At 49.3% G+C, this 12,180-nt stretch carries 22 protein-coding genes; 9 read left to right on the plus strand and 13 right to left on the minus strand.

The window, feature by feature from the left end; genetic code table 11:
- Positions 1-6: 6 nt before the first annotated feature.
- From OH663_RS25105 to OH663_RS25145, 9 genes are all read right to left on the minus strand, one after another.
- Positions 7-321, minus strand: a complete 315-nt coding sequence (locus OH663_RS25105; RefSeq protein ID WP_015063011.1) for a hypothetical protein — start codon at positions 319-321, stop codon at positions 7-9.
- Positions 322-587: 266 nt separating this feature from the next.
- Positions 588-728 carry a hypothetical protein gene (locus OH663_RS25110; protein WP_154591402.1) on the minus strand — a complete coding sequence of 47 codons (141 nt, stop codon included), beginning with the start codon at positions 726-728 and terminating at the stop codon, positions 588-590.
- A gap of 537 nt (positions 729-1,265) precedes the next feature.
- The gene (locus tag OH663_RS25115; protein ID WP_032610472.1) at positions 1,266-1,502 is read right to left on the minus strand and encodes a DUF905 family protein; all 237 of its coding nucleotides are present in this window, start codon (positions 1,500-1,502) and stop codon (positions 1,266-1,268) included.
- Between the two features lie 45 nt (positions 1,503-1,547).
- Positions 1,548-2,093 carry a hypothetical protein gene (locus tag OH663_RS25120; RefSeq protein WP_032610473.1) on the minus strand — a complete coding sequence of 182 codons (546 nt, stop codon included), beginning with the start codon at positions 2,091-2,093 and terminating at the stop codon, positions 1,548-1,550.
- A gap of 81 nt (positions 2,094-2,174) precedes the next feature.
- Entirely contained in the window at positions 2,175-2,612 is a 438-nt protein-coding gene (locus OH663_RS25125) for a hypothetical protein (protein ID WP_040115208.1), read from the minus strand.
- Between the two features lie 49 nt (positions 2,613-2,661).
- Complete coding sequence (locus OH663_RS25130; RefSeq protein WP_040113314.1) at positions 2,662-2,958, minus strand: hypothetical protein; 297 nt, start codon at positions 2,956-2,958, stop codon at positions 2,662-2,664.
- Between the two features lie 378 nt (positions 2,959-3,336).
- The gene (locus OH663_RS25135) at positions 3,337-3,618 is read right to left on the minus strand and encodes a hypothetical protein (protein WP_032610475.1); all 282 of its coding nucleotides are present in this window, start codon (positions 3,616-3,618) and stop codon (positions 3,337-3,339) included.
- A gap of 64 nt (positions 3,619-3,682) precedes the next feature.
- Positions 3,683-4,888 (minus strand): DNA-binding protein, encoded by a 1,206-nt coding sequence (locus tag OH663_RS25140; protein WP_040115206.1) that lies wholly within the window; start codon positions 4,886-4,888, stop codon positions 3,683-3,685.
- Positions 4,889-5,384: 496 nt separating this feature from the next.
- Complete coding sequence (locus tag OH663_RS25145) at positions 5,385-5,561, minus strand: hypothetical protein (protein WP_155034045.1); 177 nt, start codon at positions 5,559-5,561, stop codon at positions 5,385-5,387.
- A 233-nt stretch (positions 5,562-5,794) separates the two neighbouring features.
- On the opposite strand from OH663_RS25145, the gene OH663_RS25150 reads away from it, so the two are divergent.
- From OH663_RS25150 to OH663_RS25180, 7 genes are all read left to right on the plus strand, one after another.
- On the plus strand, positions 5,795-6,049 hold the full coding sequence (locus OH663_RS25150) for a hypothetical protein (RefSeq protein WP_032610479.1): 255 nt from the start codon (positions 5,795-5,797) through the stop codon (positions 6,047-6,049).
- Positions 6,049-6,459, plus strand: coding sequence for a hypothetical protein (locus OH663_RS25155; RefSeq protein ID WP_040115203.1), 411 nt, complete (start codon positions 6,049-6,051; stop codon positions 6,457-6,459). The genes OH663_RS25150 and OH663_RS25155 overlap by 1 nt, the downstream gene beginning before the upstream one ends.
- Positions 6,460-6,518: 59 nt before the next feature.
- Positions 6,519-6,767, plus strand: coding sequence for a hypothetical protein (locus tag OH663_RS25160; protein ID WP_050596976.1), 249 nt, complete (start codon positions 6,519-6,521; stop codon positions 6,765-6,767).
- A gap of 124 nt (positions 6,768-6,891) precedes the next feature.
- A complete protein-coding gene (locus OH663_RS25165; RefSeq protein ID WP_032610481.1) occupies positions 6,892-7,224 on the plus strand; it encodes a DUF5417 domain-containing protein in 333 nt (110 codons plus the stop codon).
- 44 nt (positions 7,225-7,268) lie between these two features.
- On the plus strand, positions 7,269-7,838 hold the full coding sequence (locus OH663_RS25170; protein ID WP_032610483.1) for a hypothetical protein: 570 nt from the start codon (positions 7,269-7,271) through the stop codon (positions 7,836-7,838).
- A 23-nt stretch (positions 7,839-7,861) separates the two neighbouring features.
- Entirely contained in the window at positions 7,862-8,212 is a 351-nt protein-coding gene (locus OH663_RS25175) for a hypothetical protein (protein ID WP_032610485.1), read from the plus strand.
- 39 nt (positions 8,213-8,251) lie between these two features.
- Complete coding sequence (locus OH663_RS25180; RefSeq protein ID WP_044255297.1) at positions 8,252-8,458, plus strand: hypothetical protein; 207 nt, start codon at positions 8,252-8,254, stop codon at positions 8,456-8,458.
- A 233-nt stretch (positions 8,459-8,691) separates the two neighbouring features.
- Here the strand turns inward: OH663_RS25180 and OH663_RS25185 are convergent, their stop codons facing one another.
- The 3 genes from OH663_RS25185 to relB all read right to left on the minus strand — a co-directional run bounded on the left by OH663_RS25185 (position 8,692) and on the right by relB (position 9,447).
- Positions 8,692-8,850, minus strand: coding sequence for a type I toxin-antitoxin system Hok/Gef family toxin (locus tag OH663_RS25185; RefSeq protein WP_001447600.1), 159 nt, complete (start codon positions 8,848-8,850; stop codon positions 8,692-8,694).
- Positions 8,851-8,920: 70 nt separating this feature from the next.
- Positions 8,921-9,208 carry a type II toxin-antitoxin system mRNA interferase RelE gene (gene relE, locus OH663_RS25190; protein ID WP_000323025.1) on the minus strand — a complete coding sequence of 96 codons (288 nt, stop codon included), beginning with the start codon at positions 9,206-9,208 and terminating at the stop codon, positions 8,921-8,923.
- Positions 9,208-9,447: a type II toxin-antitoxin system antitoxin RelB gene (gene relB / locus OH663_RS25195; RefSeq protein WP_000534858.1), complete on the minus strand. Its 240-nt coding sequence runs from the start codon at positions 9,445-9,447 to the stop codon at positions 9,208-9,210. Before relB ends, relE begins: the two co-directional genes overlap by 1 nt.
- 24 nt (positions 9,448-9,471) lie before the next feature.
- Here relB and ydfV point away from each other — a divergent pair, with 24 nt between their 5' ends.
- Positions 9,472-9,777, plus strand: coding sequence for a protein YdfV (ydfV, locus tag OH663_RS25200; protein ID WP_001326990.1), 306 nt, complete (start codon positions 9,472-9,474; stop codon positions 9,775-9,777).
- 202 nt (positions 9,778-9,979) lie between these two features.
- Positions 9,980-10,312, plus strand: coding sequence for a FlxA-like family protein (locus tag OH663_RS25205; RefSeq protein ID WP_001317460.1), 333 nt, complete (start codon positions 9,980-9,982; stop codon positions 10,310-10,312).
- 436 nt (positions 10,313-10,748) lie between these two features.
- Here OH663_RS25205 and OH663_RS25210 read toward each other — a convergent pair whose 3' ends face one another.
- On the minus strand, positions 10,749-12,023 hold the full coding sequence (locus OH663_RS25210; RefSeq protein ID WP_263525903.1) for an IS1202-like element ISEsa1 family transposase: 1,275 nt from the start codon (positions 12,021-12,023) through the stop codon (positions 10,749-10,751).
- Positions 12,024-12,180: the final 157 nt, after the last annotated feature.

Consider the following 12,180-nt stretch of genomic DNA (forward strand, 5'->3'; position numbering starts at 1 on the left):
GTGTAGCTAGAATTTTTGTTCCATTTGTTGAGCTTCAAAATCTCTCGTTGCCTTCAATAATGAAGCGCCACTGTAGTACTCCGGTTCAGTAATATCATCCTCTTTATTCAACCATTGCGAGGCTGATTCATTGCCTGTCTTAACTGTACTCACATCGCTGCCTTGGTATTTGGGCAACATTACGGCATCCACTTCTTGATAAACGCCATTGCGTTTCACCAGGATTTTAACCGCTTTCGCTTTGCTGCGTTTTTCGCGCACTTTATTAACCAGATACAGCACGACAATCCAGCCTACCAGTACGTAAAGAAAAGTATTCATAATGCCCTCCTTTGTATGTGTCCATTATACCAGGTTCCGTCCCAGCCCAAATAGGTTCGGTGCATGAAAAATAGACTTTCCCGCTTGAATCTGCAAATCACCTCCGGCGTGCCTTTGCTGCCCCGAGAGATATTTTCTTTCCGGATGCGTCTGACAGATTCAGAAAAGGTACTTTTCTGCACGACGGATTTAATTTAGATTCTCTGACTTCACGCCCCACCAGCCAGAGCCCACGGCCGCAACCTTTACGAAAAAAACCGTCAAAATTACCAATGTCGATAGCTCCCCACCAGCGGACGCCTGCGAACAGCATCAATCACCACCACCCCCACATCCGCCACCAGCGTCACCACCACCCCCACATCCACCATCACCGCCTGAGGTATCGGGGGTAAAGAAGGAACCATTTCCGTCGGCAATCCCCCCTCTCTTACTATCCTGCGTATACCGACGCCCTTCGGTCTGGGAATGGCAAAGTGCCTTTTTATTACGGGCTCTCAAAAATAGACAGCAGAAAAGACATACAACCACATAGAGGGTTAAAACAATATTGAGAATCATAAGCACCAGTGAAATCCTGTGAGTCATCGTTAATTGTCTGAGTATTTATATCAAAGTCCCTCGCGCTTAATTTTTGCTAGCACGTCCCTTTTCTCTCGATCGCGAATTAAGATGGCTCAGTTCAGTTACAGACGACACACCGCAGGCATCCGCCAGGCATATCTACACGCAGGTCGGGAGGTCACGACGATTTCTTTCCGGATGCAAGATACCTTTTCAGTTCCCCGGCGCCATCTCGGCACCGGGCGAAACCATCTGCATGCGGGTCAGACTTATACCACCAGCTGTGGGCCCCGGGCAGACCCAGACTCCCTTCCCCGTTTGCCAGCACTGACATCTGAGTCCATAAAAAGAAACCCGGAGTTACCGGGTTCTTGTGCTGATCAGCTGGCCTTCAGTCCGTGGCTTTGCAGGTGGCTATTGAGCGCATCATAGGCATCGGGTTCATAATTCCAGTTACGCCAGATCAGCTGGCGATCGTGGTCGCGATGATTACGGATGGCAATCTGGAAATGGCCTGCTGGCTGGAGGTTTTCGATAAAGACGTTCTGGTAACCGGCGGCAACGGCGCGGGCTTGAGCCAGTGATAACGGTGATTCGTTGCTGAAAAATCCGCTCATGGGCATTTCCTTCATAATGGCCAGGCCTGAGCCTGGCACTGGGTGTCAGGCCACAAGGCGTTTCGCGAGTTTAACGAAGTGATCTTGGTTGTTGTAGAGCGGCATCTGATAGGCCCGGTCTGAAATAAACATCCGGATCTGGTCAAACGTCATGCCGCAGTTAAAGCCGGTTTCGCTGACATTAGCCCGGGGAAAATCGGCGCAAAATTCGTTTAACACCTTCTCATGGACAATGCCGATATTAAGGAGTCCGGCAGGTCCGTTATCACGGAAAGACACCACCCGGAATGCACCGTACCAGCCCGACTGGCAGAAGAAGGTAAACGCCTGGTTCGCAAGTCCGTTAAACAGCTCGTAACGCAGGCTGGCACTTAGCGATTGACTGTCCAAGCAGTACACACGGTTGATGAAGACGCCTGGGTCGATATTTGCAGGGGTCTGCCCGTAAGCAATACACGGCATAGGCATTTCCGCAGTGTCTTTGTTATCACCAATTACTTTATATTGGGTGGCGATGATATCCGCCAGCATTGATCCACCAAGTGTGTTAATTGCTGCGATGTCGTTAATCTGAATATTAAGATTTTTCATATTTCACCTCGTCGTTTTTTATTATTATTCCACAATCGGTTTCGTGGCTAATAACCTGAAGTGAAATATTTAATAAATAATTCAGTACGACAGACACAAGCCGGTTGACCGTTCAAAAATGTCCTGTAAATGAATACCACAGACATCCAGATTAAAGCGGACAAGCTCTACTTCATTATTTGAAGTAGAAAATAAATAAAAATCAAATCCACCTGTATTATCATCTTTGAAAATTCTGAAGGAATTATTATCAACAGCGTCGGCCAGTTCAACGTGAACGCCATAGCGCACTTCACCGTCGTCAAACTGTGCAATTCGGCGCACAGATTTAAGACGGACAAATTTCGCCAGCTCCAGTTCGGGCGCCTGGGAAAACGTCAGTGCCTCGAAGATGAGATCAGCCGTTTCATGTTGCTTCCTGCGGTCGAACTCAAACAAACCGCCACCGTTGTTGCGATAGACCGGCTGAAGCGCATTGACCAGGTTGAACGACTGCCGGTTCCTGTCATATCTGTACATTTAAAGGTACTCCAGACCTGCCAGCATCCACCAGCAGGACATAATGTGATTAGTGCCAGTCGGCGATCAGTTCTTCGCACTGCAAAAAGGATAAGCACTGCTGTGCCAACACGGGCAGTACGGCAATGTTGGGTAGGCGGTTGTAACACCAGGCGTTAAACAGCATCTGCCACGGACCGGCGTAGTAACCGGCCATTTTCTTTTTTTGCTTCGGAGTACGGCACGCTGAAATAGCCTGCTGATAGAGACTTTCATTTTCGGCACCTGAGCGTTGTTGCAGTGCCTTGTAAATAAAGGAATAGAGAGAGTCGGAACAATTAGATGCGTAAGCCAGACTGGTTTTCATAATACCTCCTGTTTTTTGGTATTATATAAAATTCGACCTGCTAGCTAATAACCTACACTGAATATATTTTTAAATTCCCATAAATATTAAATATGGACGAATGTGGATTTAAGCGTTGTAAATTATTAAAACCATATCTTATTCTACCATTATGTATTCCCTACAATACGCTTGCTAATTCGTAATTTTGCAGTTATTTGAATATCACCATCCTAAAAGCTGGTAGCCACCTATTTTCCCTCGGATGTAAGTTCACAATAACTCTGTTTATTGCCTGTTCAGTGGCGGTTAAGATTTATAAATGGGTGTGCCATTCGTCAAATCGGTATCCATGGGGTTTGCAGGTACTTATTAAAACGGATCATTCACCTTTTACGTTTACTGCAAACGAGCGTAAGAATTCAGTTGCAGCTCTGCGTCCGCCTGCTGTTGCAGCACGTCCATCACCCGGCTGAGCATGGTCAGCGCCTGGGAGGGGGAGCCGCCAAAAGTCACTTTAATTTCGTTGGTGGTGTGGTGCTGCTCCAGATCGAGAATATTCACTTCCACGTCTTCGCCCTTCTCATCCTTCGCCGTACACTGAATGCTGACCCGGGTCACAGGGTCCTTAACTGTCTGCAATGGTGCCTTCGTGCTGACGTTGATCGCGATATTCTTCATTACCCTGTTTCTCCTTGACCTGTGGTGGTAACCGACCCTACCGGGTGGAGGGTCGGTCAGAAAATCATGCCTGGCCCTGTTGCTGCTTTTCGGCATGCTTACGCAGGTACTGCGTGAGATTGCCGTGGGCTTCACAGATGGCATTCATCTCATCATTGGTCAGCACTAAGGTGTACGTATCGTCGCTGAGGTTCTTAGCGGCACGTTGTTCTGCTTCTTCCGCAATACGCGAAAAAAGCGGGATTGCCGTGTCCGCAATCGTCGTCACGGTCTTTTTGTTGAGTACGCTGGAGACCGATACAGTTTTAGGCTCTGGCGTTTTGATCGGATCTTTCGCCTTCGGCTCCGGGGTGTTTTCCGGAGTTGGCTCCGGGTTGGTCCCAACATTCCCGTCCACCAGCTGCGGCGGGGTGGTCTCATCCGTAGTACCTTCGACGGATGTTTGTTCCGTCACGGTGGTTTCAGGGGTGTTTGCGTTCGTTTCCTGCACGACCGGCGCTTTCGGCTGCATGGCTGCATCAATTTTGCCAGCTTTGACGAATTTAAGGGTTTTGGCCGTCGCCTTGCCATAGACGTCGATGGCTTTGGTGATATTATTCACGGCCTTATCGCCGCTGTAGAGATATTCATCCAGCGCGACATACATGCTCACTTCCCCTGTCACCAGCATAACCTGGAGGGCTTCAGGCAGGTCCAGGACGCGAACCATCTGACGCAGGTGCTGTTCTGTTTTACCGCGACGCTTGGCCAGTTCTGCGAACGTTTTAGGTTCTTCAGCATCTTCGACCATCCGTTTGATGGAGAGCGCCTCAGCCACGACAGACAGAGCCAGATTAGAGTTACCGTCCAGCGTAAACTGTTCGGCACTGGCGCGGCTACCGCGAAACTCCTCGCAGCGAATTAACGAAATCAGTTCACGCCCTTCCTCTGCCAGCTCGATGTTTGCCATAGCGGCGGCGCGGATACGACATGCCCCCTGACGCAGAACAGGACGACCATTCAGAACCTGCACGACGATAGCTGGTACGCTTAAAGGCTCAGACTTATAGGACTCTTTAAGACTGTTCAGGTGGGCTACCACGTGGGGTAAGGAGTAGTAGCTTTCTCCCATGCCAGCGGTACGGGTGTTAAAACCTTCTTCCTCTTCGACCACTGCCGGGTTGATGACCAGACCATTGCTTTTGCGTGCGCCGTTACCGGAACGCTCCAGGTAAGTGCGCAGGCTGATATCGTTGTTAGCGGTTTTTACATCATTTTCGATAGTGGACATTGTGGCCTTCCTTTTAATTTTTCGTTTAGGGTGGTTGTTCGCTACAACACAACAATACCAGGTTCGATTCATTTCCTAATAACCTGAGGCGAAAAAAAAAGTAACTTTTTTTCCCGGGGTAATAGTACGTGATCCGTCCGTTTTAATTTTTCGCTAAGGAGGCCAAATTTAACTTTAGTGTGAAATCGGGTACCAAAAAGCCGGAATTTATCGAAAAGTTACTTTTCCGTCTGCAAGAACCCACAATAATGCAGATCCGTCAGCATGAAAGGTGTGACATGCGCTGAAGGGAAGATGAGTAAGAGGGGAACTGCGGCGTCACACGGCATCTAAAGTTACTTTTCCAAAATATGGAATGGCAATCTATCTATCGCTATAAAGGAATAACCGGGATCACTGTCGAACATCTCAACGCGGGGCAGGTAGAATGAGGGAATTAAAATCGGGCCAGGCTAAATCTGCCCGGCCATCGGGAAAGGATACGGCGGCATGGGTCTTACACGAGATAATGCGAATGTATGGTCTTTTCCGGTTGCGACTGTTGGGTTTCTTTCTCACCTGTGGCTAACCGTCGGTATTCGGCGTCACAAAACATCCGTAAGTTGGTAAAGACTTTCTCCATAAACTCAGCGTGAGCAAACGACTCACCCGGGGATTGTGTACGTTCTTTCATACATTCCTTTTTAATCATGTCGACACCTTCGGCACAGGTTGCAGCGGGTACGTCAGCGGGTCACCGGCTGGCGCTGATAATTCGTGAATCCGGAATAGTATTCTACCCTGTTCGCATGCCACATCTGGTCGATAAGCGGGGAATTTCAATCCTATATTGAACCCAGCGACCACCGCAGGGAGAAGGGGCACATGACTTGTTTGTCCGTCCGGTCTCGGCATAAGGAGCGAGCCATGAGCAAAGAGACTCTGTCACTGGCAACCCGTTACGCGGGCAACTCCTCTGTGATTTCGGAAATGCAGACAGCGCTGGACGTAATGCCGCTGGTGACGGAAGCCGTTCAGAGCGTGTGCGAACGGGTTGAATGTGAGCCCACTGAATTTCTGGACGCGATGGCGCTTGTAAAACGTTTCCTGCTGGCAAAACAAGATGAACTCCGTGCGGAAAGCGTTTCAATCCGCAAGCAGCTGGGTGAGATGGGGGAATAATGATGATTAAGTCTACTATCAGCAACGATGCGCTTCGCACCCGTATTCAGGCGCTGCGTAAAACCAGTGCAAACACCCTTGTCAGCACGGCGAAATTCGACGCTGATGCGCTGGAGGACCTCCTGCGCCTGCGTACCGCAGTGAAGCTGAGACGAGTACACGTGGTCCAGAGTGGCACCTGCGACTGCGAGGAGCCCTGTGAATGCATGCCCGGGCTGTATGTAACCGTCGACTCCGGCGTGGGTCACGGCCAGGCGGTCTGGACTTACCGGGACGACGGAAAATCCGGTCTGGCGTACTGGTGCGAATTTATGGGACTCGCTCCATTCTGGGCCGAAGACCAGATGCATGCCGCCGAACTGCTTCGCGAGAAACTGGCCCCTGACCCGACGGTTTCAACAGCGACATGACACGGCTGCACTCTCCCCCTGGGAGCCGCACTACGCGGCTCTGTTTGACCGAGAACACTATGACCGATAACAATGAAAAGCACGTTAACGCGATCCATATGAAGGGCAACGATAACGCGAAAAAAGATGAGGCCGACAAAGCAACGGCACTGGTCCAGATGCGTATGACCCCGGAGAAAAAATCACGCTATGTCCGTGAGGCGAAGCGTAATGGCCTGACTATCTCGGCATGGATTCAGCGTCATATGGATCAGGTATGTGATGAGTCAGACGTAAACTATCTAAAGAAAAAGGCTGGCGAGCAATAGGCGACAGTCCACCAGCAGCAGCGAAAAGTTACTTTCCCGGTTGCCTGAAAAGGACCGCATACTGCAAACACAAGGTGTGAACATCACACCCCCGCCCCGGCGGCTCCGGGCAAAGGAGTATCCAATGAAACTTTCCCGCCAGACCACGAACGACACTGCTGTAATCGAAGGTACCCGCAGCCACTTCTGGGGTCGCTCGCTCTACTTCATCATTGAGAATGCGCCCAGGGCACACCTCGTCGCTATTGATGAATTGCTGGATGCAGCGGGTTGGGAAAGCGATCACTGTCCAAACTACGAAGATGACGATGCGTTTGGGCATGCCGGTTACAGCTGCGGGTACATGATTGAGATCGATGACGTGGCACGCTTCAGGGCTGACTATAAGCGCCTCAAAAAGCAGATTGCCGCCCATATCGCCGCCCAGCGTAAAGCCGCAGCCAAACAGACGGCATGAATTTTAATGCAAGCGTTGAGCCTGCATCTAAAAGGAACTGTGCAATGACCGAACAACTATCGGATGAAAAACTGCACCAGCTGGAAGGTGCTGCCGCAAATTACCGTACGACATACCAGGCGCACCTCGCTAATCCACTGGATGGCTCCGCAGTACAGGACTGGGATGAAGCGACCCGTCAACTAATGGCGGTCATCAATTACGATGAAGCCAATATTATCGCGCACCTACTGGCTCGCCGGGATGCAGATCTTGCCAGGCATGAAAGCGACATGACCCGGGCTATCGCAGCTTGGCAGACGGCATCCGTGAAGCTGTCCGAGCAGGCCAGCCAGCAACCAGAATTCCACCTCCGCCGTGTTGGTGGGGACGAGGAGCTCTATGCCCCTTGTGGAAAAGATTATCCACGGGGAAGAGCGTACTACGTTAAGCCGGTAGTGAGCCTGGTTACCGTAAATTGTCCGCCCTGCGACCAATGCTTTGATTCTGCCGACGCCGCAACGGCCTACCGGGATGAGCAGTGGAGACATGTGCTGAGTGAAGCTGGTGTGCTGGTTACGCCGGGGGAGACAGCCCCGGTTCAGCCCACTGAAGACAAGCCGCTTTCCAAATAGTGCGATTGAAAATGAAAACGAAGATGAAACAGCCCAAATCTGCACTTCAGAATGCGATGAAGGGCGAAGAGCCTGCGAGCGTACAAATTCAGATGCGTGCCACTGTAACAAGAAAAGAACGCTATAAGGCGCAGGCAATTCAGGAGGATCTGAATTTAACCGAATGGATGGCGAATCATCTGGACGCCGTCTGTGACGCCGCCGAAGGAAAGGCATCCGTCAGCATCTTTTCCCCGGTTGTACCGGAGAAGATCCCAGACAGCGTCTACCAGGTCATCTATCAGGAATGCGGCGGGTTCGTGGACTGCGATGCGAATGCCCAGACGATCTGGAATGCCTGCCGCCAGGCCATTCTGAAAAACGTGAAAGACTGAATACCCGGCGTCATTTTACCGGATGCAGCAAGGACAAACATGACCATAATTGAACGCCGTGCAGAGATGCGCCAGACGGCCATTAAAGCTCTGCTGGATGCTGAAGAAGCACTGACCGCACTGGCTATGTCCTATGAGCTACAGCCCAATGAGAAGACCAGTGCATGTCATCCACAAACCAGTACTCTCTCCACGACCAGCCAGGTTCGGAAATTGCGGCGGGTCCTCGAAAAATTGAGGCGTTGAGAATTAAACAGGACGCAGGAGGAGGTACCCAGTGCGAGCCGCAGCCGTTCTGGGGAGAATTTTAATCCGACGGTATTCCACTGAGACTGTTGAATGCCTTGGGTAATTGAGTGGCGGTCTGCCACCGAACGGAAGGAAAAAAGGGTTTCCCCGACCGGAGAAACCCTTTTCTAAAGGTGCTATTGGCTTGCTGGCCACATCTGAATCGAGGGGGGTTACCCCCCCTCTTTCAGCTACTTACCGGATTCGTAGTCCATCACAGCCGACACTTCCCGCGTACCGTCTTTCAGCCGCAGTTCGCAGAGCGAATTGCGCGTAAGCCAGGTGAATATCAACAGCGTAAGACATACTATCAATACGCACAAAACAACGGGTTGGTTCGGCAGTTTCATGGCTTCTTCTCCTGTCAACGCAAAGCAGAAGTGTCACCTTCGGTGCGAAACAGAGATGTCATGCTTTGGTTCAGAGAATGCGTTTGACCGCCTCGCTATATACTTCCGAGCGTTCTCTTTTCCCAACAGAAATCACGAAAACGACAACTTTCTCGTCTATAACCTGGTATACAAGGCGATAGCCTGAAGACCGGAGCTTAATCTTGTAACAATCAGGCATACCACGGAGCTTGTTTGCTTCAATCCGGGGTGACTCAAGTACTTCAACCAGCTTCTTTTTCAACTGTTCACGTACCGTCGAGCCCAGCTTTCGCCATTCCTTTAGTGCCCGCTCGTCAAAATCCAGAAAATATGCCATCAGAGTTCATCCAGCGTCACACGTACTGGCTTAGGATTACGAAGCCGTTCTTTCACTATCTCCACAAGTTCAGCATCTTCATCACTCAGGAGTGTCTGTTTGAACGGCAAGCGTTCATTGTCAGCGATATACTCGAGCATGAGACGAAGCGCTTCAGAAGGAGTTACACCCATTTTTTCAAGCGCGGCGTAAGAACGCGCTTTAAGTTCATCGTCAATACGCAGGTTAATGCTACCCATGTCTTACACCTCTTGTAATTACAAATGTCATTACAAGTATCGCACTACAACATGCTTAGGGCAAGTCACGAAGGAAGTCAGAAAGTAGTCGTAAGAACGGTGATCACTGTCCGCTTTGTGCCAGGAGCAGCCATTGCTAAGTCCATCCTGTATTGTGCAGGTCAGCTCGTTTTTAAAGAGTCCGGCCATCATCTTACTGGTACAGACACCATATACTTTGTGACGGTCAGGCTACATATGCACAACTCAACTTATTCATCTATTTTTTGCTTTAGCATGTCAGTGTTGCTTTCTCGTCGGCGGGTGAGCGGTGACCTGACCTGTCGATAAAGGAACATAGCACGTTTTATGCAACACCCGCATGCGGCAGAAAATTATTGCCGAACGTTTACCCCTGTCAACAAGCTTTACTTTCTGAGGCGCGCCAGCCCGCGAGGAAAACAATCTGAACATCAAACAATTAATGACACAAGAAATACGATTAAAGATTTTTTTGTGCATGCCGATAGTGCTTTTTTAAAAGGAGAAATCTATGTCTGTCACAATTCAGGGAAATACCTCAACCGTTATTTCAAACAACTCCGCCCCGGAAGGAACATCAGAAATAGCCAAAATCACAAGACAAATTCAGGTGCTGACTGAAAAGCTTGGGAAAATCTCATCGGAAGAGGGGATGACGACACAGCAGAAAAAAGAAATGGCTGCATTGGTACAGAAGCAAATTGAAAGCCTCAGGGCTCAACTGGAGCAGTTGTTAAGGCAGCAGGCAGAGAAAAAGAATAAAGACGCGACAGTTCAGCCTGATAAAAAAGAAGAGAAAAAAGACGATACAAATACCGCTGGCACCATTGATATTTACGTCTAAGTGACAGCCGTATTGTGGCCCTCATCGGGCCACTTTTCGCCATCAGCCTTTTCTTTAAAGACATATTATCTTTGTATCATTTCTGATAGTTAACATTACAAGATATAAGTAATGGACGCACTCCCAATTAGTCTATTTAAATCGCCACGAGTTTCACTGACAACCCATGATCAATTATGAATTGCAACTATTTCTGTAGTCACTTTTGTGGGGACAGTCCACAAAACTGCCAACTTCCGCTTCTTGCTCTTAGCGGACATTAGCATAGGCTATTTACCATAACGCCTCATTACGCGCACCGCCCAGACTGACTCAGCGCGTTTCTGGCATATCCCCGGTAAAACAAGTAACAAACCACCCGAAAATGAACACCAGAAACGCGACTTAAGAATCTACCCTATGAATGGATATGCACTCAACCGAATCGATCTTGGTTTCAATCTTTTTTATCGGGATCAGGCTTCTTTTTAGGTAACTTCGGGGGCTTAACTTGCTGATGACTTTGCGTTCGGCGCGTAAGCCAGGGATGGTCAGCTTTAGGTTTAACATAGTATTTTGAGCGTAAATCAATACGGGCATTATCCACTCGTTCATGGACACTCTTTTCATCATCCAGTGGTATAGGCTCCGGGCCATCAACATACTTTTCCCAGCCCAGCGCTTTCCCGTCATACAGAACGTTAATTTCACCGTCAAAGTTCTCGCATACAGTAACAACCGAATGCCTAAGTCGATATCCCCGGCCCTCACTGCGTACCTGAAACGCACTGCTTTTGTACTGGAAAGTGAGATTTTTAGACAGAACGCGCTTCGCCTGTAGGCTGAAGATATAACCCAGTTCCTCTTCAGAATGGTGCACATCAAGATGAGCATTATCAGTAGTACGAGGCGACGTAGCGAACCGGTTGTTATAGGCTTCAATAAAGGTCGGCAACCATGCATTTGCTGTTTCAATATCACTGATATTCTGAAGCCGCATTTCTTTGACCAGCCTGTCCTGTAGTGTCTGATTGGCGCGCTCTACCCGCCCTTTTGCCTGCGGGCTGTTGGCATGGATTGGCTCGATGCCCAGTGTCTTTATCGCACGAGTGAACTGGGTCAGCTCACCTTCCCGCTCTGGGTTATTTACCCTGAATATACTGTGTCTATCAGAGTAGAGAGCGAGCGGTACGCCATGATCATTAAGGTAACCCCGGAGGGTTTCCATGTAAGCCCGGGTTGTTTCAGCAGGCACAAAACGCAACGCCATCAACGCACTGGTGGCATCATCAATGAAAACGATCAGTGTACATCTGGGGCCTCGATTTTCAAACCAGTCATGAGGTGAGCCATCAATCTGGATCAGTTCACCGTAAGATGGTCGTCGCATGCGGCGTTGATATATACGGGCAATTTTACGACGGCGTTCACGCCATAACCCCTCTTCTATCATCCACTTTCTGAGAGTTTCAACGGATAAAGATAAACCGTGTATCTCGCGCAATTTTTCGCACGCAAACGTAGGTCCAAAATCAGCGTAACGGCCTTTGAGGAGTGAAATTACTGTTGCTCTGAATTCAGTAGAAAAGGAATTATTAGGACGCTTTCCACGTCGGTGGGAAACCAGACCAGAAGGCCCTTCATTTCTATACCGTTGCACCAGACGTTTAACCTGCCGAATAGAAATGCCAATGCGTGCCGCAGCTTGTTCCTGAGTAATATGTCGATTAATTGTGTTAAAGCAAGTTTAAAATGTCACCTGTTTCTCCAAAGTTGAAATGTCACTTCTAAGCCAATCTATTTATACATAATCTTTACATCTTTCCCCGGTGACAAAGTGCTAATTGGTCTGTAATGTTCAATGTGTGGCAGGCAAGCCGCCGGTGACT

Source organism: Citrobacter sp. Marseille-Q5395 (genome assembly GCF_947057495.1).
In the GTDB taxonomy this organism is placed as follows: Bacteria; Pseudomonadota; Gammaproteobacteria; order Enterobacterales; family Enterobacteriaceae; genus Citrobacter; species Citrobacter murliniae.

Bases quoted from the DNA above. Each gene is read 5' to 3' on its own strand.
- OH663_RS25185 (WP_001447600.1), bottom strand. From the start codon at position 8,850: ATGAAACTGCCGAACCAACCCGTTGTTTTGTGCGTATTGATAGTATGT.
- relB (WP_000534858.1), bottom strand. From the start codon at position 9,447: ATGGGTAGCATTAACCTGCGTATTGACGATGAACTTAAAGCGCGTTCT.
- OH663_RS25180 (WP_044255297.1), top strand. From the start codon at position 8,252: ATGACCATAATTGAACGCCGTGCAGAGATGCGCCAGACGGCCATTAAA.
- OH663_RS25205 (WP_001317460.1), top strand. From the start codon at position 9,980: ATGTCTGTCACAATTCAGGGAAATACCTCAACCGTTATTTCAAACAAC.
- OH663_RS25140 (WP_040115206.1), bottom strand. From the start codon at position 4,888: ATGTCCACTATCGAAAATGATGTAAAAACCGCTAACAACGATATCAGC.
- OH663_RS25105 (WP_015063011.1), bottom strand. From the start codon at position 321: ATGAATACTTTTCTTTACGTACTGGTAGGCTGGATTGTCGTGCTGTAT.
- ydfV (WP_001326990.1), top strand. From the start codon at position 9,472: ATGTCATTACAAGTATCGCACTACAACATGCTTAGGGCAAGTCACGAA.
- OH663_RS25125 (WP_040115208.1), bottom strand. From the start codon at position 2,612: ATGTACAGATATGACAGGAACCGGCAGTCGTTCAACCTGGTCAATGCG.
- OH663_RS25135 (WP_032610475.1), bottom strand. From the start codon at position 3,618: ATGAAGAATATCGCGATCAACGTCAGCACGAAGGCACCATTGCAGACA.
- OH663_RS25170 (WP_032610483.1), top strand. From the start codon at position 7,269: ATGACCGAACAACTATCGGATGAAAAACTGCACCAGCTGGAAGGTGCT.
- OH663_RS25155 (WP_040115203.1), top strand. From the start codon at position 6,049: ATGATGATTAAGTCTACTATCAGCAACGATGCGCTTCGCACCCGTATT.
- OH663_RS25175 (WP_032610485.1), top strand. From the start codon at position 7,862: ATGAAACAGCCCAAATCTGCACTTCAGAATGCGATGAAGGGCGAAGAG.
- OH663_RS25150 (WP_032610479.1), top strand. From the start codon at position 5,795: ATGAGCAAAGAGACTCTGTCACTGGCAACCCGTTACGCGGGCAACTCC.
- OH663_RS25120 (WP_032610473.1), bottom strand. From the start codon at position 2,093: ATGAAAAATCTTAATATTCAGATTAACGACATCGCAGCAATTAACACA.
- OH663_RS25115 (WP_032610472.1), bottom strand. From the start codon at position 1,502: ATGAGCGGATTTTTCAGCAACGAATCACCGTTATCACTGGCTCAAGCC.
- relE (WP_000323025.1), bottom strand. From the start codon at position 9,208: ATGGCATATTTTCTGGATTTTGACGAGCGGGCACTAAAGGAATGGCGA.
- OH663_RS25130 (WP_040113314.1), bottom strand. From the start codon at position 2,958: ATGAAAACCAGTCTGGCTTACGCATCTAATTGTTCCGACTCTCTCTAT.
- OH663_RS25165 (WP_032610481.1), top strand. From the start codon at position 6,892: ATGAAACTTTCCCGCCAGACCACGAACGACACTGCTGTAATCGAAGGT.
- OH663_RS25145 (WP_155034045.1), bottom strand. From the start codon at position 5,561: ATGAAAGAACGTACACAATCCCCGGGTGAGTCGTTTGCTCACGCTGAG.
- OH663_RS25110 (WP_154591402.1), bottom strand. From the start codon at position 728: ATGGTTCCTTCTTTACCCCCGATACCTCAGGCGGTGATGGTGGATGTG.
- OH663_RS25160 (WP_050596976.1), top strand. From the start codon at position 6,519: ATGACCGATAACAATGAAAAGCACGTTAACGCGATCCATATGAAGGGC.